This window comes from Streptomyces inhibens (assembly GCF_022221585.1).
Lineage (GTDB): Bacteria > Actinomycetota > Actinomycetes > Streptomycetales > Streptomycetaceae > Streptomyces > Streptomyces inhibens.
The window spans coordinates 80,325-99,455 of sequence record NZ_CP084681.1 but is presented as its reverse complement, the minus strand read 5'-3'; the positions used below and the strand labels follow the sequence as shown (position 1 = coordinate 99,455).

Here is a 19,131-nt window from a genome sequence, read left to right as displayed (position 1 = left end):
CCGGCCGCGTGCGGGACGCGCTCGAGGGCGAGCGCGGTGGCGGTGGCGAAGACCTGACCGAGGCCGAGGAAGCCGATGCCGACCAGGCCCAGGGCCCACACACGGTTGAGCTGTCCGGAGGCGGTGATGAGCAGGGCGACGACGCTGGATGCCAGCAGCAGAGCCAGTCCGAGGTGCAGCAGGAGTCGGGGGTCGCGTCCCGATTCCCCCTCAGCGTCCACGAGGTCCGACAACTCCAGCCGGTATAAAGAATTCGCGGCCGGCGGCGAGCCGGTGCCAGAAGTGCACCGGCGTCGCCCGCCTCTCCGCGCGACGGCCGGTTCACTGCGTTCTGCCCGCCGGTGCTGCCCTGGGCGATCCGGCCGCCAGCCTCTCCAAAGGTCGTTCGATGAACGTCGTACGTTTCAGCTGTGATCTCTGGTGGCGGCTTCCCTGCCATGTCCCGCGAGGACAGCCCGTATCCCTTGAGCCACTTCAGTTCTGCGAGTCCGAGATGGTTGAGCGCCGACTGGAGGACCCTGAGTTCGCCCGTCCCTTTCGGCGTGCGTGTAGTCGATCGCCTGCGCCGTGAACGATGGATCGGGCCAACTTGCGTGGCGGCTGTACGGGATCTTGAACTCAACCTCGAAGACGGGGTTTTCGTCGCGAACTCCCGCTCGTAGGCGAAGGGAGGGAAGAGGGCGAAGCGCCGGAAGCGGGCGAACCGCGGGCCCGGCCAGGTCCAGGTGAGCCGGAGGAGCAACCGCAGCCACCGCGGTCCGCGGTCCGGGACCGGCACCGGCCGGTCCGTCGCGATCAACTCCCGTACCACCACGGTCGCTTCGAGCTCATTGTCGAGGACCTTGCGGTAGTAGGGCCAGAACTCCTCGATGGTCTGCGGCATATCACGGTTGCGGATGCCGAGGTTCCGGCCGACCTGGAGCCACTCCGTGTCGTACAGCGCTCGCTCCTGCGCCTCGGTGAAGGGGTGGCTCCTCGGCCGCGCCCTCGCCCCCGTGCACCCACAGCTGCATGGGTCATCGGGCGGGCGGCGAAATGTACATCTTCGCTCGGTACCCCGCTGCGTGCCACGCCAATGTCACTCTGACTCGATGGTGATATTAGCCCGTAAGAGTGATTTTGCCATGAGATGGACCCTCTGAGCTGGGTTGATTGGATCGCCGTTTTTCCACATCGGGCGCAGATGGTGACAACGGCGTCACGGAACGCGACACTCGCGATATCTGTCCGAACCACCCAAAAGGAGCATCTGATGCACTGCCCTCCCCCTCCGATTGACGCCCGCAAGGCTCTCGACTTCCTGAGGACGAGCGGACTCGTCGACCTCAGCGTTCCGCTCGAGCAAGTCGTCGATCAGGTCAGCCAACTCGACGACGTGGCCGGCTACGTGCTCGCCTGGGAGCGATACGTCCTTGTGGTCGCCAACCAGGTCGCGGACCCCGACGACTCCACTGCGGGCAACTGAGCCATTGACTGCGCCGATCGCCGGGAGGCATCCGATGGACATGACGCAACCCGGTGACGGATCGTCACAAAGGCGCGCGGTGGAGACCCGGTCGGTCGCCTGGCTCGCTGCGCGCCGCAATCTGATCGATCCGGCCGAAGCCGCCACGGACCGGGTGCTGTTCGCCCGCAAAGCCCTCATCGAAACCGCTTTCCTCGTGGGGCTGCGGGCGCGCCTCGACCCGGAACCGCTGGACGACGACTACGCGGCTCTCCTCGATCAGGTCGAGGGGATCGCGGCCCGCCCCTCCTACCAGGAGCTGATCGCCCGGGACGAAGCCGCCCTCCTGCTGTACGCGGGGACCTATGCGGCACTCCGACTCTGCGGACGCGAGGCCCCGGAGTTCCGGCGAGTCATCGCTCAGGCCGCGGCCGGAGGATATGCGGCGGTCTTCGAGCGGATCCCGTACCGGCAGCTAGATCTGCTGCACACCCTGGAGCTGTGCGGCGTCCAGCACACGCTGCCGGCCATGGACGATGTCCTGCCGTTCACCCTGCTCTGCAACAGCCCGAATGTCGTCAAGCTCGCCGACCGCGACATCTACGCCATCACCCACACGATCTTCTACGCCACGGACTTCGGTCTCCGCGAGCCCCACTGGCCACGAGACTTCGATCCGGGTGCGGCGGTGGAACTGCTCGAAGCGCTCCTCGATCTCACCCTTGGCCAAGAGAATGCCGACTTGGTGGGGGAACTTCTGTGCTGCCTGCTGTGCCTCGGAGCGAGAGACTCCGAGGAAGCCCGCCGGGCATGGGAGTTCCTGGCGGCGGCACAAGAGGCCGACGGGCGGGTCAACGGGCCGCCTGGTGTGGTTCACCCCGGACTCGCCGACGGCGACGACGCGTACCGACACTGGGCCACCGGCTACCACACCACCATCGTCGCGGCCCTGGCCGCGCTCCTGGACCGCAGTCCCAGGGTGGTGCGGAGGCGTCGGCCGTCCATGCCGGAGGTCCGCCCGACCGTGGAGCAGCCGCTGCGGCGGGCAGTGGTGTGGCTGGCCGGCACGAGCCGGCGCCACGACCCGGCCACGTGCCTGCCGGCCGCAGCGGCCGTCGCGTATGCAGCCGAGGCGCTGGGTGAACCCGAGCTTGCTCGTCCCCTGCTCCTCGACTTCTCCGAACGACTCGCGGACGCGGACGTGGGCGTGTGGCAGGGACACGGGATGGAGGTCGTGGGTGAGTTCGCGTTCGGTCTGCGGGCTCACGGGATCACATGCTCGTCACTCGACATGTTCCTCAAGTCCACCGCCGCCGCGGTCGAACTCCTGGACAGGGTGCCGCCGCAGGCGGCGTACAACGTCCAACGCCTCGTCGGTCTGGGGCTGATCTCCCCTCGGCGTGCGGCCGCACTGATTGACGAGGGAGCCGACGCGCCGCACTCAGCGCCGGGGACGGCTGCCGCCGACTTGCCCGCTGCCTGGAAGAACTATCACCTGGGGCACATTGCCGGCATCGTCCGGGACTCCGCTCGCGCCGGGCGGGCGCAGCACCGCATCACCCGCGACGCCGTCGCGTTTCTCCTCGCCCAGCAGAGCTCTTGCGGTGCCTTCGGCCGCCCGGCCTGCGACGATCCGGCAATTCGGGAACGAACAATGCTGTCGTGGACCCAGAGTGTCATCACCGCCCTGGCCGCCGTGCACACGGCCTGCGGCACGGCCCTCACGGCCCCGCGGTCGCACCCCTGACCCGGACCGCAGGGCACCGAGGAACGCAATGAGACGCTGCGTGCGGAGAGCGAAGCCCGAGACGGATGACGATTGCCCGTGATCAAGCTCGGGACACCGTTCGACACCGGAGGCTGAAAGGCAAGCCAAGGGTCTCTCACCCAAAATGCAGGTTCTCTCGCAACCTGCAGCCTTGCAGGTGAAGGACCCCAACATCGATCACAGCGGCAACCCCACTGCGCCAACACAACCTGCGGCTGTGGCCGGGCGGTTCAGTTCCCGTCGGCTCACCACTTGCCGAACGGGCGCTGTCAGTGTGCGCTCGTACAGTGTCCGCATGGTTCCTGAGATACAGCCGGAGAGCTCCCCGCAGCATCTGCTTCAGAAATGGATCGCCGATCTGCCGTATCAGCTGCTGCTGTTGGAGAAGGTGCTCCTTGGTGAGGATTTCCCCTTCGATTACTCGCCCAAGTCGCTTGACGCTCTGGAGGCTCGCCTGCTGGAGCACCACGACTCCGTCCAAGACGCCGAGAAGCAGAAGGAGTTCGTGGAGAGTGCGATCGCCTATCTCGGTGAAGTCCTGCTCGGCATCGCGGGCGGCGCCTGGGGCTGGAACACTCGGCCGGTCGATGATCTCCCGGGGCAGCCTGTCGTCTGGCCGGACCCGGAACTGGAACTCTCGCCCGTCGCACCGAAGCTGCTGATCTCATACGCCCTCCGAGTCCGCACCGGGACCGCGTTCGCCGAGGAGATCGAGCGGCTGCGGCAGGCCGTGACGGCCCGGCAGCACGCGGTTCCGGTGTGGGAGGCGGTCAAGGAGCACACGCCGCATGTGGACCCCACGGCACCGCTGCCGGAGGATCCGGTGCTGACGGCGTGGCTGGCCGAGCGGAGGGAAGCGCTCCAGGCCTGGGCCGAGGACGCGTTCGACGGAGCGTGGAGGTGGAATTTCCACCCCGGCACGTTGGACTGGTTGGAAGCCGTCGTGAGGCAGCGATTCACCACGGTGGAGGAATTCGACGCCTCGCGGAACGAGCCGTTCGTGCAGGGCGCCTGCTGGTATATGGGCGAGGTGATCCGGCGGAACAAGGGGGCGGTGTGGCAGTACATCCCGTTCGATCCGGACACCGAGCCCGGGGCCCCGGGATCACGGGAAAGCGTGTGGACCGAGGTGCCGTTCGTGGATCAGCCGGACAAGCGGGTCGGGGGCGCGGCGATTCCCCTGGGGTGCCTGCGTGAGCTGCTCTTCGGGGAGGAGGTGGACGGGAAGCGGGAGGAAGGCGAAAGTCTGTGGGACGTGCTGTTCTGGTTCAGGTCGTCCTCGTACGCACACGTGGGAGCGCTCCTGACGCGGATGGGCATGGCGTCTCGGGAGAAGGTCGACAGCGTGCTCGCGAAGTACGCCGAGTTCGCGCACGATGAGCTGCCACCCCATGAAGTGCCCGACGCGCTCGAAGCGTTCGGTGTGGCGATCTCGGCCCACGGGGATGATGTCGACGATCTGGAGGAGAGCTACAGGGGCATTCTGGAGGAGGCCGCGGCACTCACCGACGGCGCGGTCACCATCACCGACGTCAGGCTGCACGGTGGCGAGTACGGCGAGGTCCTGGAGTTCGCCCGCAACGGCGTCTTGGTGACCCAACAGACCGAGCACCAGTCGGATGAGTACCTCGACCACCTGGCGATCATGGAATTCATCGGCCATGTCGATCCCGACCCCGGCGACGACACGCGCCGATTTCACCTGGTCCAGTTCGTGCATCTCAGGGACGCCAACTACGAGAGCTACTTCGTTTTTGCCACGCCCGAACAGGCGACCGTGCTGGAGAAGGAACTCGGCCTGGAACTGCGCTGAGCGAACCGAGCGGATCGGTGATCGGCCCCGGCGCGGGGTGGGGCCGCACATCGGCCCTAGATGTCACCAAGATCGGCTCAGTTGGCTGCGGGCATCTGCCGGACGGCCAGTGACCTCGCTTCGCTCCACAATTGCCGGCCGCGGCAACACGGCTTGCTCCTCCCGTAACGTGAGGCCCTACGGTCCTGAGTCATGAAGATTGTTGTGCACGACACCGCGTCCGCCATGCTCGATCTCCTGCAGCGACCGTTGGAGGAGCGGCCCGACGCCCTACGAGAAATGCTCAGCCCGCTCCAGAGCGCGATGTCCATAGTGGGTGATATGGACCTGGTCCAGATGCACCGTCAGGGCAACAGTGGCTTCCGACTCGACCGTGAGGACCCACGCTACTTGCCCGCCCTGCGTCAGATGCAGGACGCGGGGGTGTGGAACCAGATCGAGGACTCTCTCGCCACCGCGTGGCAGCGGATCAGCGGTGCGGTTCCCGGCATCAAGCACGCCGAGACCGTGCACGTCGTCCTGGTGCTCGGCGACCCCGACGACGACCATCTGATGGTCCGCAGTGCCGGCTACTTCGGTATGGGCGGGTTCCCGGGTGCGATCCATCTGGTGATGTGGCCTACCGACACGAGCCTGAAGAAGATCGGCCACTGCGCCGCGCACGAGCTCCACCACAACGTGCGCTATGCGAATGTGGTCTGGAACCCGATGACCGTCACGGTGGGAGAACATGTCGTCGCCGAGGGACTGGCGGAGGCGTTCGTGCGGGAGCTGGCCGGCGAGCAGGCCATGGGCCCGTGGTCGAAGGCGCTGACCGGTGCCGGACTGGACAGCGCTTACGAAAAGATCACTGCCGACATCGACGTGGCCGGGATGCAGAACCTGCTCGCGTATGTGCTGGGCGATGCCACCGCGCAGCGCATGGGGCAGCAGCCCGTGGGACTGCCGGACTTCGCCGGGTACGGGGCTGGACTGCGGATCGTGGACGCCCACCTGGCGGCCTCCGGTCTGACCGCCGCCCAGAGCACCGCCCTGTCGGCGCGCGAGATACTCGTCAACGCGGGCGTGCCGACCAGCGCGTGACCCCCCCGGCAGTCGCGCCCAGAAGGGCGCGGTGTCCGGGGCCCGTTGAGAACGCGAGCAAGGCCGGCCCGTCGTGTAGGCGCGTGCCAGGTGTGGACCGGTGCAGAGAACTCGGCCAGCCACCGCCGAAGACTGGCGCAACCCCAGCTCAGAGCGGTGCCCAGGGGTTGAGGCGGTTTCGGACGGTCTTGGCCAAGTGGTCGACGTTGGCGGCCGCGAGGTTGCCGATGCCGTGCTTGACCAGGGCCCAGATGCCTTCCTGCGGGTTGAGATCGGGGGCGTAGGAGGGCAGCTGGAAGACGGTCGGCCAGTCCTTGTTCCGCTGCGACGAACTCCTTCATCGGCGGCATCAGGTGAGTCATCAGGCGGCGCGGGGAGGGCGGCGCCTGGTGACCACCAGGATGGCCATGTCGTCCTCGTGTTCCCCCTCGGTCCAGCGGTCGACGTCTTTGGCGAGGGCATCCACCAGCGCATCGGGGTCCCTGAACCGCCTGTGCATGCGCCCTGAGGAGACCGGATCATAGAAAGTCCCCCGCTTGTCCCGCGCCTCGGTGACACCGTCAGTCACCAGTAGCAGCGAGGCCCCCGGGGGCAGCCGCACCACATCGACAGGCACGGAGACCGCAGGGGCGATATCGCCCAGCCCCACCCCGAGGGGTAGCTGCGGGGCGGTCGGGTCGAGCCGTACGAACTGTCCGTCGTGCACCAGGTACGGAGGCGGATGCCCACGGTTCACCAGGCTCAGTACCTCGCCTTCGGCGGAGACCTCGGCCAGTACGGCGGTGGTGAAGCCCTCCGTGGAGATCACCGGGCCGCTCCGGGCCGCTGCTCTGGCCAGCGCCTCGTCCATCCGCTGTCCCAGCGTGACCAAGGTGGGAGCGTACTCGGCCTCCTGACGGAACGCTCCGATCGCGACCGACACGGCTGCGACAGCCGCAATACCTTTGCCCCGCACATCGCCAATGATCATCCGCACCCCGAACGGCGTCTCCTGCACCACGAAGAAATCACCGCCGATCCGCGCCTCGGCCTGCGCCGCCGTATACCCCGCAGCCACGGCCAGCGGCCCGGCCTCCCTCGGCGGGTCCGGGAGCACCGCCCGCTGGACCGCCTCTGCGACATCCCTGGCCAGCGCCAGATCGCGCCCTTGCCGCACAATGAGCCGGTTGACCGCGAGAGCCAGCACGCCGATCAGGCCGACCACGGCCAGATCGACGAACAATGGCGTCGCCGGACGTCCGCGTTCGATATCCACCGCCACCGAGACCACGCACGTGACACATACGACGGCGAGCGCGGAGCGGAAGGAGAGCGTGGCGCCCGCGACGAGCGGTGCGGCGGCCAGCAGCGGGAGGCCCGTGTACGGCTGTGGCGCGAAAAGGTCCAGCAGGACGCCGGCCACGAGGGCCAGCGCCGCGAGTATCCACGGCACCTTCGCCAGCGTGGGTTGCAGGACTTTCACAGTGCATCTCCTGCTGCCGGGCCACGCTCGCAACCCGGAATGAACGGAGCCACCGCACGGTTTGGATTACCGCACCCTGTTAGTACTTCCAATGGCTTCACATATACGCCTTGTGAGCCAGACGTGCTCGTTGCAGGCGCACTCCCACCCGTGGCCAAGGGCGGTTCACCCGCACTTTTCCCGTCATCGGCCGGTCATCGGACTCCACCGGGTCGGGCTTCACGGCCAGGCCGGGCCGGGCCGGGCCAGGCCAGGCCAGGGCGGGACGAGGCGGGCCAGGGCGGGACGAGGCGGCGCGATCCTGAGGTGATCGTGGGCAGGGAGCCGCTCCGGCACATCCGTTCGACACGATCGGTGAACCGTCGGTCACGCGATGCATACGCGTGGCGATGAGCGGTCCGGCAGCGCGGCCATTCGACGACGAACGTCGGCCTCGCCCTGACGGCCCAGGAGAGCACCGCTCGCCGAGCTGGTCGCGGTAGCTGCCGGTGATGAGCTGGTGCGCCGACCTCACCGCCCTGCGCGCCCGATGGCAGCACCACGCCGCATTCAGACGGGATGGAACGGATCGCTGCTCCGCCCACCATGAGGCGCTGAACGTCCAGCGAGGGGTGCATGTCCCGGATATACGCGCAGCGATGTGAGGTCGGTTGTTGCCGCCGGCGTGGCAGCACCAGGGGCTGGCCGGTGGGGTACAGCTCGCGGTTGAAGCCGGCGGGCCCACCACCTGCGCTGCCACGGTTGTGGCGGTGGGCCTGTGCCGCTTGAACGGGGAACGCGGATGCGATCGAGGACCGTGATCATCTGCGGGCCGTCACCCCACTGACCTGGGGTCACCAGCAGGGCTACAGGGGGTCGGCCGCCCTCACCGGCCAGGTGGATCTTCGTCGTCAGGCCGCCCCGGGAGCGTCCCGGAGCCTCATCCGGGCGATGCCCCGCGGGGCGGGTTCGCTTGCCCGCGAAGCGCGGTGCACGTCTTCGCGCACCGGCAGCATGCTGGTGAGCACGGCAAACGGTCGAGTCCAGGGCGGCCCGCGGTGGCGGACGGGGATCCGGTGCCGCGGTCCGGCCCCGGACAGTGCCGCGATCAGGTCCCTGTCACGGCATATGTCAGGGACCTGTCATGCATAATTGTAGAACTTGGTGTGGTCCAGCAGGTCCGCCGGGGTGACGTCGTTCCATGGCTTCATCGTGTCGTGGAGGTCGACGACATCGGGTGTGTCGCCGGTCGGCAGATACCCCGACTTGGGGTGCATCCTCTGCCATTCGGCCCAGAGCTTGTCGATGAAGCAGTGGTGCAGCCAGAAGACCGGGTCGTTGGGCGAGGCGCCGGTGGTCATCTGCCCGCCGACCCAGACGTGCACCCGGTTGTGCAGATTCGGACCGCGCCAGCCCTCGACGTTGTTGCGGAAGCCGTCGGACGAGCTGTTCCAGGGGGCGGCGTCGTAGACGGTCATGGCGAGCACCCGGTCGACCTCGGCTCGGGTCGGCAGTTCGCGGACCCCGGTGCCGAGCGAGCGGCGCAGGAACGTCCGGCCGTCCACCCGTATGTTCATCGGCCAGTTGCCGTTGCCGAAGGCGAACGGCCCCGAGGTCACCCGGCCGTCGCCGCTCCGCCCGTCACCGCCGAGGAAGTCGTCGGCCCACAGGGGGCTGCGGGGTGTGCGGTCGGCGGTCCAGTCCCAGTAAGGCAGCATGACCGACGGCGTGATGCTCTGCAGGGCCTGTTCGAACTGCAGCAGGAACCTGCGGTGCCAGGGAAGGAATGACGGTGACCGGTGGCCGGTCCGCTCTCCGTCGTCGGTGTCACCGATGATGAAGGCGTTGTGGGTGCTGATGAACTCGTCGTAGCGGCCGGTGCGCTTGAGCTCCAGCACCGCATCGACGAAGTTCCGCTTTTCGGTGGCGGTGAGGTCCGCCTGGTTCTTCCGGACTGCCATGTCGAGGACTCCTCGGTGGGGGGACGGTCAGGGGGCAGGCCTCAGCCGGTTACGACGGGGACCAGAGCGGCGCCCTGGAGTTCACGAACGGCGGCGCGCGCCAAGGCGCGTGGCGTGGTGAACGTCTCGTAGTGGTTCACCAGGCTTATCCAGGTGCCGTCCGCGTTCCGCATCACATGGAGGTCGTCGTTGTCGATGCGGACGACGAAGTCCATGCCCTCGTGCGGGCCGGCCTGGCCGGCGTGGTGATCCCCATGGCCTCCGTTCTCCGAACCTCCCTCGTCTGCCGGCCAGCCCTCGATGTGGCGGCCCTGGTACATCTCGTCGAAGGGCTCCGGCATCTCGTGACCACCGGAGTGCCCGTGCCCCGCCAAGTGTCCGTGGCCGTCGGCGGGGCGGGCGGCAGCGGTGTTGGCGAAGGCGACCGGTGCGGCGAGCGCCGCCCCGGCCAGGGCCGCGGCGCTGCTGTGCAGCACCTGGCGTCGGGTGGGACGCGACATGTTCCACTCCTCTGTTCGTCTCGGCTCCTCTTCCGGGGCAGGGCCGCAGAAGATTCGGCTCTTCAAGCCGGCGCGCCGACAGTCGGCCCGCGCCGCCACATGCTGGCAGGGACGAACGGATCATCAAGTTGCACCGGCGAATCAGGCAACGAACGAGACAACACCTGGGCGAAGGTGCAGGATTCAACGGCGGCGATCGTGCTCATGCCCCGTCGCACATAGCCGCGGAACCGGATATTCCGCGATGGTGGCCGCCATCCGCCGCGGATTCTTTTCTCGCGCGATCGAAACCGTGAGACCCCGCACGGCCGGAACTCGGCGCGAATGCGGGGGGCTTCGGGCGCGCGGGGTTTGAGGCCCGCGCGCTGCTACGACGTGGCAGTGAACTGGCCCTTGAATCCTCACGTGTTGAGCCCTGCCGGCTCGGAACGGGAACTTGCGAGCAGGACCGCCGCGCCTACGTCTGGGACAACGACGGTGACACCGCGACCTGCGCAACAACCACCGCCGCATCGTGGACGCCAAGACCTGGGGCGCCACGGCCACTGGCCCTTGCAGGGCAGTCCGGTGAGGCCTGGTCACTCTCACCATGACCCATGGTGTGCCCTTCCTGGACCGGATCTGGATCAAGGCGGGGGTGGCCGTGGCACAGAGCACGCGACCGGGCCAGGTGATCGGCGGCCGCTATCGGCTGGTCTCCGAACTTGGCTCAGGGGGATTCGGACGGGTCTGGACGGCCCGCGACGAGGCCCTGCGCATCGACGTCGCGGTCAAGGAACTATGGCTGGTCCCGGTGATGTCCGAGACCGAGCAAGCCGAGCGGCTGGCCCGCGCCGCGCGTGAGGCCCGTAACGCCGCCCGGCTGCGCGACCGCTCTTTGCGTTGCCGGACTCCGCGGTGGGTTTCGGCGTCCTCTGGGTGTCCCACCGCGCGGCGGTCACTGTCGTCGAGGACGTATCGAGGACGTATGGGGACCGGTCGGCTGTCTCGTGATGATCGGACGGATCGGTCGGCTCACGCCTGGAACTCGGTGAGATCGATGGCGTGAACGCGCAGCGGAAAACCGTACACCGGGTGTTCCGTCTCGCGTTCCAGCACCATGCCGAGCTTGCGGATGACGTTCTCGGAGGCATCGTCACCCACCCGGCTGATGCTGATGACGCGGTCGAGGCCACGGTCCTGGAGCGCGAACTCCAGCGTGGCTTGAGCGGCTTCGGACGCGTATCCCTGGCCCCAGAACTGTGAGCCGAGCCGCCAGCTGATCGCCACGGCGGGCCCTACCTCGGGCAGGAACTCGGGCACGGACAGACCCGTGAAACCGGCCAGTTCCCCCGAGGCCAGCAGCTCGACGGCGAAGAGACCGAAGCCCTCCTCGTCCCACTCCTCCTCCCACCGCTCGATGTCCTCCGCCGTGTGGTCCAGGTCGAGCACCGAACCGTCGTCGATCCAGTGCATGACCCGCGGGTCAGCGTTGATGTCCGCCATAGGCGTGAGGTCGTCGTCATGCCAGCGACGGAGCAGGAGGCGGGGGGTGCGAATCTCGGTCATGGCGCCCATCCTGCCCAAGGCAAGAGCCTCAGCGGTAATCGGCACCTGCCGTGCTGCCGTTCCAGGCCCCCAAGACATCAGGCCGCCTGCAGCCCACACCGTGACGGGGGAACATCGAGTGCTGCGTGGATCGCTGCGCAGCTCATACCCGAAGGACAGGGCCCGCATCTGCCAGGCCCGGGCGGCGTGGATCTCAAGCTGTGCGAAGGCCGGCCGGAGGTGCGCGGCCTGGGATTTTCAGCCAGTCTGGGAGTGATCGTCTGTGCACTCCGCAGCAGTTGGCTGCTGCTGCGTCGTTCCTTCACTGAAGAGCTCCACGCCGTTTGGAAGCGGCGAGTCAGCTATCTGCCGGCGGCTGCGTTTGCTCTCTTCCTGGGGTCCTGTTGATCCTCGCCTTTGGCGGTGTTGCCGTCCTGGGACCCCGGGGAGATCCGCCGTATCTGACGGAGCATCAGGAGGATGTGACCTTCATGGAGGACTTCGCGAGCTGGAACGCCCGCGATGCGGGGCCCTCGCTTCCGTCCGCCGACAGGACGACCGTTCCCTTGGGCGTCACCACTGCGAGACGCCGGTGCCGTGAGGGCTTGATCTGTAAATCCGGCGGGCTCATCCGATAGTCCATCTCCAGGGCAGGACTCGAAGCGACCTTTGACTTGTTGTAGTGATAGTCGCTCGTGTGCTCACCGTAGTTGGCCAGGCCTGCGCCCTGGAAGGAATCCATCACCTTCTGAGGGCTGTCGCCGACAGGCCCGTCGGGGGTGTGGACGGAGAGAGTCACCTTCGCGTCCCCTGTCCCGGCCTCGATCTCGCATGCGTGTGAGAAGTGGAACCACGAGCTGCTGTCGTTGACCGGCTCGGTCCGCTTCGTCTTCCAGGGCTTCGCCACGTCGAACGTCACCGGCAGGGCACACGCCGAACCGGCACCCCCGATCGACGCGACTGCGGGGCCGTCCCCGCCCGCGCCGCTGTCCCCGCCCGCACAACCGAAGACTGCCCCCGCCAGCAGCGCGGCACCCAGCGCCCCTCGTATCTGCCTTCGCATCCGGAACCCGCGCGACGGGCCGGTACGTGGCGTGGGTGCCGCGTCTCAGCGCGGGGGCGCTGAGTGGCTGAGTTGGCCAGTGGTGCGCTGGGCACGATGCGCTGGCCGGGAGGGTGGCGGCGTCACGGTCGTACAGCGGTCACCGCACCCGGGGCAGGCCTGTCACAGCCATCATGAGTGAGTACAGCGAGGTCGTTGCCGTGATGAACAGCCGGTTGTTCTTCGGGCCGCCGAAGGCGATGTTGGAGACCGGCTCGGGCACGTGCAGCCTGCCGATGAGGGTGCCGTCGGGGTGGTAGCAGTGCACGCCGTCGTCGAACGCGGCGGCCCACAGTCGTCCTTCGTTGTCGAAGCGGATGTTGTCGAAGCCGCCGTCGGTGCGCTCGGCGAAGACCTTGCCGTCCGAGAGGGTGCGATCCTCGTGGACGTCGAAGACGCGGATGTGGCGGGCGCGCGTGTCGGCGACGTACAACTGCCTTTCGTCCGGCGAGAAGGCCAGGCCGTTCGGTCCGCCGAAACCGTCCGCGACCCGGCGGACCTCGCCTGTCACCGGGTCGATCCGATAGACGTCGCAGGTGCCGATCTCGCTCTCGGCGCGGTGTCCCTCGTAGTCGCTGGTGATCCCGAAGTCGGGGTCCGTGAACCAGACCGAGCCGTCGGAGCGTACGACTGCGTCGTTCGGGCTGTTGAGGCGCTTGCCCTCGAAGCGGTCGGCGAGCACGGTGACGCGGCCGTCGTGCTCGGTGCGGGTGACCCGCCGGTTGCCCTGCTCGCAGCTCACCAGCCGGCTCTCGCGGTCGAGGGTGTTGCCGTTGACGTGCCCGGCGGGGGAGCGGAAGACGCCGATCGCGCCCGTTGTCTCGTCCCAGCGCAACAGGCGGTCGTTGGGGATGTCGCTCCAGATCAGCTGCCGCCAGGCGGGCAGATAGAGCGGTCCCTCGGCCCAACGGCAGTCGGCGTGCAGCCGCTCAAGCCGTGCGTCGCCGTTGGTGCACCTCCCGGTGCGAAAGCGCTCGTCCAGGATCTCGTACAGATTGTTGAGTATCTCGCCGGACATGGTCCACCCCTACTCGATTGCAGCCGAATCGCATTCGCTGCGATCTTAGTGTGTTCGAACTGGATATGGTGGAGATATGGGTATGGTCAACGGGATCGTGGACGACGTCGACAGGGCGCTGATCGCGGAGCTTCAGCGCGACGCCACACAGGCCTACGCGGTGCTCGGCAAGGCGGTCGGCCTGTCGGCCGGCGCGGCTCATGACCGCGTACGCAAGCTGCGTGAACGCGGTGTCATCCGCCGTACGACCGTGGAGGCCGATCCGGCCGCCCTCGGGCGGGGCGTGCTCGCCTTCGTCATGGTCGACTCGTCGGCCTGGATGGGGGATTCGGCCGAATCCTTCGCCGCCATCCCGGAGATTCAGGAAGCCCACATCATCGCCGGCGCTGCCTCCGTCCTCGTCAAGGTGCGCACGGCCACCACCGAGCAACTGCAGGAGGTCCTGCGACGGCTGTACGCGATCGAGGGCGTGAACGGGACACAGGCGACGGTCGCGCTGGAGACCTTTTTCGAAAGGCCGGTTTGCGCCGGGTGATGCTGCGGGGCGCCGGGATGCGCCCTACCGTGAACGGCTTGGCCAGTCGTGTGTCCGGGACAGTGAGTCTTCGGTGTCCGGCCGCGGGCACGGTCTCGAGAAGGCTGGTTCGCCTGAGGTTATTTCCGGCTTGTTGTTATGGACGGTCACGGCCCGTCCACCTCCTGGGTGTTCACCGCAGGAGTCGCCCGAGGACGGCCGAGGCGAGTGCCGCGTCGAGTGCTCCGACGCCGGTGAGGTCGGCGACCGTGATCGCAGTGTCCGGCCGGTCGACGGGCGCTTTGAGCAGCAGGCCGGCTGCGATGTCGCCGTCCTGGGCGGCGGCCCCGGCGCGGACGGCGTGGCCGAAGTCACCGTGGTCGAGGCACTGGGCGTGGTCGTCGGTTGCGATGAGGCGTGCGCGACGAAAGAGCGCCGGCGGCAGCTCGTTCTTGTGCGGCATGTCCGTGCCGATGCCGGTCACGTGTGAGCCCTCGCGTACCTGGGCGGCATCCAGGACGGGGGCTGTTGCCGGAGTCGTGGTGATGATCATGTCGGCTTCGGCCGCCTCTTGCGCCGAAGCAGGCCGGGCGTTCAGGCCGCGTGCGTTGAGCTCGTCGCACAGGGCGTTGGCTTTGTGCGGGTTGCGGCCGTGTACCAGCACCATGCCGACCGGGCGGAGCTTGGCCAGCCAGGACGCCTGGAGGCGGGCCTGTTCGCCGGTGCCGAAGACGGCCAGCGTGGCGGCGGTGGGCCGAGCCATGGCATGGGTGATCAGCGCGCCCGCGGCGGCGGTGCGCCAAGCGGTCAGCAGACCCTGGTCGTCGAGGAGCGCGTGCACCTGTCCGGTGCGGGCGCTGACGACGCAGACCAGACCGTGGTTGGACGGAAGGCCGAGCCGGGGATTGCCGTAGAAGCCGGTCGCGATCTTGACGGTGAAGTCGGCGGCGCCGGTGATCCAGCCGGCTTTGACGTGGCAGTCCCCGTCGGCTTGAGGGAAGTCCATGTGCAGTGGCGGCGGCACACTGGTGCGGCCTTCGGCATGAGCGATCAGCGCGTCACGGATGGTGTCGAGGACCAGCTGTGGGGTGGCGGCCTTTTTGATGGCGGCAGTGTCGAAAGCGGGGAGGGTCACCGGTGCGCTCGCATCCAGTCGGCGAAGGCTGCCAGGCCCTCTTCCGGGTTGCGGCGGCCGATGCCGATGCGGAACCGGTCGGCGGGGGTGGCGGTGAGTTCGGAGTGGTAGATGCTCGCGGGCAGCAGCAGGACGCCGGCTTCCTCCACCAGGCGGGTGCAGAACTTCTCGACCCCGTCGGCGCCGAGGTAGCGGGGGTAGGCGACGCATCCGCCGTCCGGCGCCTGCCACTCGAAGTCGTCGGCGAACTCGGCGAAGAACTCGTCGAAAGCCGGCAGGTTGGCCGTGATCAGGGCCCGGTTGCGGTCCAGGATCGTCTCGCGGGCCTTCAGCGCGATGCGGGCCAGGACCTCGCTGGGCGCGGAGTTGCAGATGGTGGTGTAGTGCTTGGCCCGCTCCAGACGCGAGCGCAGCGCGCGGTCGCGGCAGGTGATCCAGCCGATGCGCAGCCCGGGCAGCCCCAGGGACTTCGAGGTCACGTTCAAGGACAGTGCGCGCTCGGAGAGGTCGGCGGCTTGCGGCAGGATACGGGCCGGGTCGCGCTCCAGGCCGCGGTAGACCTCGTCGCTGAAGAGGTGGATGCCGCGCTCGTCGCACAGGCGGGCCAGCGCGATGAAATCGGCGGCGTCGAGGACCTTGCCGGTGGGGTTGTTGGGGAAGTTCACCGAGACGACCCGGGTGTTCGGCCGGATCGCCGCCGCTACCTTGTCGAGGTCCAGGGCCCAGTCCCGGTCCGCATCGAGAGCCACGCCGGTGACCTCGCACAGCGCCAGCGGCACGGTCTCGGCGGCCTGGTAGTTCGGGGTCACCACCACCGCGTGGTCACCCGAGCCGAGCAGGACGTTCATCGCCAGGTAGAGGGCTTCCTCGGCGCCTGCGAAGCAGATGACGTCGTCTGCGTCGGCGTGCTCGTACGTCTGGGCGATCACCTCGCGCAGGGCCGGGTCGCCGAACGTCTCGGTGTAGCCCAGCGACAGGTTCTCGAAGGCATCGCGGTCCTTGTCGTCGGCCAGCGCGAGCAGTTCGCCGAGCGTCATGGTCTGGACGTCGGAGGCCGTGAGGTGGTGGCGGGCGGTGAACTCCCAGCGGGAGAAGTACGTTTCCAGGCGGAAGTCGGGCAGCCGGGTCATGGTCGTCAGTCCTTTGCGTTTGGTGTTCTGAACTCGGCCAGCAGGCCGTAGACGGTGGACCGGGACACCCGCAGGGCGCCGGCGACGACCGGGGCGGCGCGTCGCACAGCAAACACCCGGGCCTCGTCCAGTCGACCGAGGACGGCCAGGCGGTCCTGGCGGGTCATGCGTTCAACGGGGCGACCTGTTTCGCGGACGTAGCTGCCGATGATGTGCTGGATACGCTCGGACCAGTCCTGCTCGAACAACGGCTGGGGGCGCTGGACGGTCGGGGCTCCGAAGGCGGACAGAACGGCCGAGGCCTGTTCCAGTGGCGTGCGGTCGAGATTGATGCACAGCACCGCCGACGGCCGGTCCTGCGCATCCCGCAGGACCGCGCTCACCGATGACAGACGGCGGCCGTCCGCAAGCAGTTTCTCGTACGGCCCGAACACGTCCTGCGCCGACGGATCGAGCTCATCCAGTTCGCCGAGCAGCGAAGGATCCCCCGGGCCGCGGGAGGTCATCGGATTCCAGATCTCCAGGACCTGGTCGGTGTCCGGATCATGTAGGACGACCTCGGCGTACGGGCCGAGCAACAGCGCGACGGCTTGGCACACCGGCGCCCATTTCTGCACACGAGGGTCCCGGCCCTCTTTCGCGTTCCCCATGTTTGGACTGTACGTCCAGACTGGATAAAAAGTCCATGGCTGGATGTGGGCAGCGAGTGCAACGGCGCCGTGGGAATCGACGCCCAGGCCCGCCGCGCGCGTGCCCGGCGCTGGCGGTTCGCCGTGCGGTGGCCATCGGCGCCCCGTGATGTCGCCGCCTTCAACGGCTGCCGCGGGGATGTTCTGACGCGGGGATGTCGAGATCGCTGTACAGGCCGAACGGGTGCCCGTTCCGACTACATTGAGGGATTCGGTGCGCCCAGGGGTCGGTTGACGCCCTCGAAGGAGGCTCCCTAGAGTCCACTACGCAATCGTCATGCGGATTTCAAATTCCACATTGCGGACACCGCCGGGGGCGGGGGCGCCGCATCCGACAGGTATGCGAGGGCTGAGATGCACATGACCGAGGCGCTGGTCCCGATCACCGCGTCCACGGACCGATTCGTACAGACCGTCAAAGCGCTCAACGACACGGAGGTCGGCGGAACGACGCTGGTGCCGCCGTGGACGCGCGGCCATGTGATCACTCATGTGGCGCGCGCCGCCGACAGTCTCTGCAGGCTGCTGACCTGGGCCCGGACCGGCGTGGAGACTCCGCAGTACGCCAGCATGGACGCACGGGCCGCGGAGATCGAGGCCGGCGCCCGGCGCCCGGCCCACGAACTGGTGGCCGATGTCGTGACGAGCGCCGAGTGCTTCGACGAGGCCGTACGCTCCTTGCCGGACGCGGCGTGGAACTGTGAAGTCCGCATGCGCACAGGTGAACTGCGAACCCCGGGCACCCTGGTGCTTGCCCGGCTGCGCGAACTCGAAATCCATCACGCCGACTTGGCGGCCGGCTACGGATTCGCCGATGTGCCGCCCAAGGCCGCCCGCTGGATCATCGACGACTTCGTCGACGCACAGCGCCGGCGCGAAGGCGTCCCGCCTCTGCGCATCGAAGCGACGGACACCGACCTGACCCACGAACTGGGCACCGGAGGGCCGACCATCAGAGGCACCCAGGCCGACCTCCTCGGCTGGCTCACCGGCCGCACCATCGGGGCCACCCTTTCAACCTCCCAGCCCGGCCCGGTCCCCACTGCGCCGTACTGGATCTGAATCCGACGGCCTTTGCCCCGTACTCGTGGGGTGTCACGAGTCGTGCCGCCGCATGTACACGGTTCGGGAGGCTCCCGTTTCCATGGGTGGGTGATGTTCACGAGTTTCGGTTCGGGCTCAACTTCTGTGGTGACAGGGCCGGGGTCGGTCGGCTGGGCTGAGCGCGCACGGAATGGCAGGTCAGGTCCCGTCGCTGGGGACGTGCACAGGTGTGGGCATGCAGCTCCACAGAAGTTGAGCCAGAACCTGAGTTGTGACGGCAGTGGAGGGATTGCCAGGCTGGGGTTGGGATGTTCCCGATCGGTGGCGTGATCGCCGACGAGGGCGGTGATGCGCTCGCCGCGATCGGTGGCGGCCGGGCTGTCGGGGACGCTCGGCAGGCGGGCGGCGCTGTTGGTCAGGCCGTCGTTGATGCGGACGTACCGCACGCCGTCGGCGCAGTCGAGCCGGGCCGGCGCTCGGCCGCTGGTGCGTGCGATGTGGCACGATCTCGCAGGTGACCAGCAAACCCGCCGCGGCGCAGCGCCTGAGCGACCTCGCGCTGCTGCGCCGCGTTCGCGACCGGATCGACCGGGAGTACGCACAGCCGCTGGACGTCGAGGCGCTCGCTCGCGGCGTGAACATGTCAGCCGGGCACTTCAGCCGCCAGTTCCGGCTGGCCTACGGAGAGTCGCCGTACGCCTATCTGATGACGCGGCGCATCGAGCGCGCGATGGCGCTGCTGCGTCGTGGCGACCTCAGCGTCACCGAGGTCTGCTTCGCGGTCGGCTGTTCGTCGCTGGGCACCTTCAGCAGTCGCTTCACCGAGCTGGTCGGTGTGCCGCCCAGCGTCTATCGGCGCGAAGCGACGCGTGCGACGGCGGGGATGCCGTCGTGCGTGGCGAAACAGGTGACCAGACCGATCAGGAATCGAGAAGCGTCGGCCCCCGAGCCCATCTAGCGTG

General features: G+C 68.1%; 18 protein-coding genes and 3 pseudogenes. 8 read left to right on the top strand and 13 right to left on the bottom strand.

Annotated elements, in window-relative coordinates; translation table 11 throughout:
• Positions 1-8: 8 nt before the first annotated feature.
• The gene (locus KI385_RS00480; protein ID WP_238570256.1) at positions 9-248 is read left to right on the top strand and encodes a hypothetical protein; all 240 of its coding nucleotides are present in this window, start codon (positions 9-11) and stop codon (positions 246-248) included.
• A gap of 413 nt (positions 249-661) precedes the next feature.
• On the opposite strand, the pseudogene KI385_RS00475 reads toward KI385_RS00480, so the two are convergent.
• Positions 662-967, bottom strand: a pseudogene (locus KI385_RS00475) (oxygenase MpaB family protein); the annotation flags it as partial.
• A gap of 285 nt (positions 968-1,252) precedes the next feature.
• Between KI385_RS00475 and KI385_RS00470 the strand changes: the two are divergent.
• From KI385_RS00470 to KI385_RS00455, 4 genes are all read left to right on the top strand, one after another.
• The gene (locus KI385_RS00470; RefSeq protein ID WP_238570255.1) at positions 1,253-1,465 is read left to right on the top strand and encodes a hypothetical protein; all 213 of its coding nucleotides are present in this window, start codon (positions 1,253-1,255) and stop codon (positions 1,463-1,465) included.
• A 34-nt stretch (positions 1,466-1,499) separates the two neighbouring features.
• Positions 1,500-3,191, top strand: coding sequence for a DUF6895 family protein (locus tag KI385_RS00465; RefSeq protein WP_238570254.1), 1,692 nt, complete (start codon positions 1,500-1,502; stop codon positions 3,189-3,191).
• Between the two features lie 172 nt (positions 3,192-3,363).
• Positions 3,364-5,025: a hypothetical protein gene (locus tag KI385_RS00460; protein ID WP_238570253.1), complete on the top strand. Its 1,662-nt coding sequence runs from the start codon at positions 3,364-3,366 to the stop codon at positions 5,023-5,025.
• A 192-nt stretch (positions 5,026-5,217) separates the two neighbouring features.
• Complete coding sequence (locus tag KI385_RS00455) at positions 5,218-6,108, top strand: DUF2268 domain-containing putative Zn-dependent protease (RefSeq protein WP_238570252.1); 891 nt, start codon at positions 5,218-5,220, stop codon at positions 6,106-6,108.
• Positions 6,109-6,277: 169 nt separating this feature from the next.
• Here the strand turns inward: KI385_RS00455 and KI385_RS44395 are convergent.
• The 9 genes and pseudogenes from KI385_RS44395 to KI385_RS00415 form a co-directional block, all read right to left on the bottom strand.
• Positions 6,278-6,464, bottom strand: a pseudogene (locus tag KI385_RS44395) (transposase); the annotation flags it as partial.
• A gap of 5 nt (positions 6,465-6,469) precedes the next feature.
• Complete coding sequence (locus KI385_RS00450) at positions 6,470-7,570, bottom strand: PP2C family protein-serine/threonine phosphatase (protein ID WP_238570251.1); 1,101 nt, start codon at positions 7,568-7,570, stop codon at positions 6,470-6,472.
• Between the two features lie 747 nt (positions 7,571-8,317).
• A pseudogene (locus tag KI385_RS44390) lies at positions 8,318-8,599 on the bottom strand (IS5/IS1182 family transposase); the annotation flags it as partial.
• 92 nt (positions 8,600-8,691) lie between these two features.
• Positions 8,692-9,510 (bottom strand): tyrosinase MelC2, encoded by an 819-nt coding sequence (gene melC2, locus KI385_RS00440; protein WP_238570250.1) that lies wholly within the window; start codon positions 9,508-9,510, stop codon positions 8,692-8,694.
• A gap of 41 nt (positions 9,511-9,551) precedes the next feature.
• Complete coding sequence (melC1, locus tag KI385_RS00435) at positions 9,552-10,010, bottom strand: apotyrosinase chaperone MelC1 (protein WP_238570249.1); 459 nt, start codon at positions 10,008-10,010, stop codon at positions 9,552-9,554.
• A gap of 62 nt (positions 10,011-10,072) precedes the next feature.
• Positions 10,073-10,216: a hypothetical protein gene (locus KI385_RS00430; protein WP_238570248.1), complete on the bottom strand. Its 144-nt coding sequence runs from the start codon at positions 10,214-10,216 to the stop codon at positions 10,073-10,075.
• An 808-nt stretch (positions 10,217-11,024) separates the two neighbouring features.
• Positions 11,025-11,558: a GNAT family N-acetyltransferase gene (locus KI385_RS00425; RefSeq protein WP_238570247.1), complete on the bottom strand. Its 534-nt coding sequence runs from the start codon at positions 11,556-11,558 to the stop codon at positions 11,025-11,027.
• 451 nt (positions 11,559-12,009) lie between these two features.
• Positions 12,010-12,600, bottom strand: coding sequence for a lipoprotein (locus KI385_RS00420; RefSeq protein WP_238570246.1), 591 nt, complete (start codon positions 12,598-12,600; stop codon positions 12,010-12,012).
• Between the two features lie 139 nt (positions 12,601-12,739).
• On the bottom strand, positions 12,740-13,657 hold the full coding sequence (locus KI385_RS00415) for an SMP-30/gluconolactonase/LRE family protein (RefSeq protein ID WP_238570245.1): 918 nt from the start codon (positions 13,655-13,657) through the stop codon (positions 12,740-12,742).
• Between the two features lie 97 nt (positions 13,658-13,754).
• On the opposite strand from KI385_RS00415, the gene KI385_RS00410 reads away from it, so the two are divergent.
• Complete coding sequence (locus KI385_RS00410) at positions 13,755-14,192, top strand: Lrp/AsnC family transcriptional regulator (RefSeq protein WP_238577504.1); 438 nt, start codon at positions 13,755-13,757, stop codon at positions 14,190-14,192.
• 172 nt (positions 14,193-14,364) lie between these two features.
• Here the strand turns inward: KI385_RS00410 and KI385_RS00405 are convergent, their stop codons facing one another.
• Genes KI385_RS00405 through KI385_RS00395 form a run of 3 tightly spaced genes read right to left on the bottom strand, consistent with a single transcriptional unit; the run spans position 14,365 to position 17,086 of the window.
• Complete coding sequence (locus KI385_RS00405) at positions 14,365-15,306, bottom strand: ornithine cyclodeaminase family protein (protein WP_238570244.1); 942 nt, start codon at positions 15,304-15,306, stop codon at positions 14,365-14,367.
• Positions 15,303-16,436, bottom strand: a complete 1,134-nt coding sequence (locus KI385_RS00400; protein ID WP_238570243.1) for an aminotransferase class I/II-fold pyridoxal phosphate-dependent enzyme — start codon at positions 16,434-16,436, stop codon at positions 15,303-15,305. Before KI385_RS00400 ends, KI385_RS00405 begins: the two co-directional genes overlap by 4 nt.
• Before the next feature lie 5 nt (positions 16,437-16,441).
• A complete protein-coding gene (locus KI385_RS00395; protein WP_238570242.1) occupies positions 16,442-17,086 on the bottom strand; it encodes a helix-turn-helix transcriptional regulator in 645 nt (214 codons plus the stop codon).
• A gap of 399 nt (positions 17,087-17,485) precedes the next feature.
• Here KI385_RS00395 and KI385_RS00390 point away from each other — a divergent pair, with 399 nt between their 5' ends.
• Together KI385_RS00390 and KI385_RS00385 are read left to right on the top strand one after the other, a co-directional pair.
• Positions 17,486-18,187, top strand: coding sequence for a maleylpyruvate isomerase family mycothiol-dependent enzyme (locus KI385_RS00390; RefSeq protein WP_238570241.1), 702 nt, complete (start codon positions 17,486-17,488; stop codon positions 18,185-18,187).
• Between the two features lie 496 nt (positions 18,188-18,683).
• Positions 18,684-19,127 (top strand): helix-turn-helix transcriptional regulator, encoded by a 444-nt coding sequence (locus KI385_RS00385; RefSeq protein WP_238570240.1) that lies wholly within the window; start codon positions 18,684-18,686, stop codon positions 19,125-19,127.
• Positions 19,128-19,131: the final 4 nt, after the last annotated feature.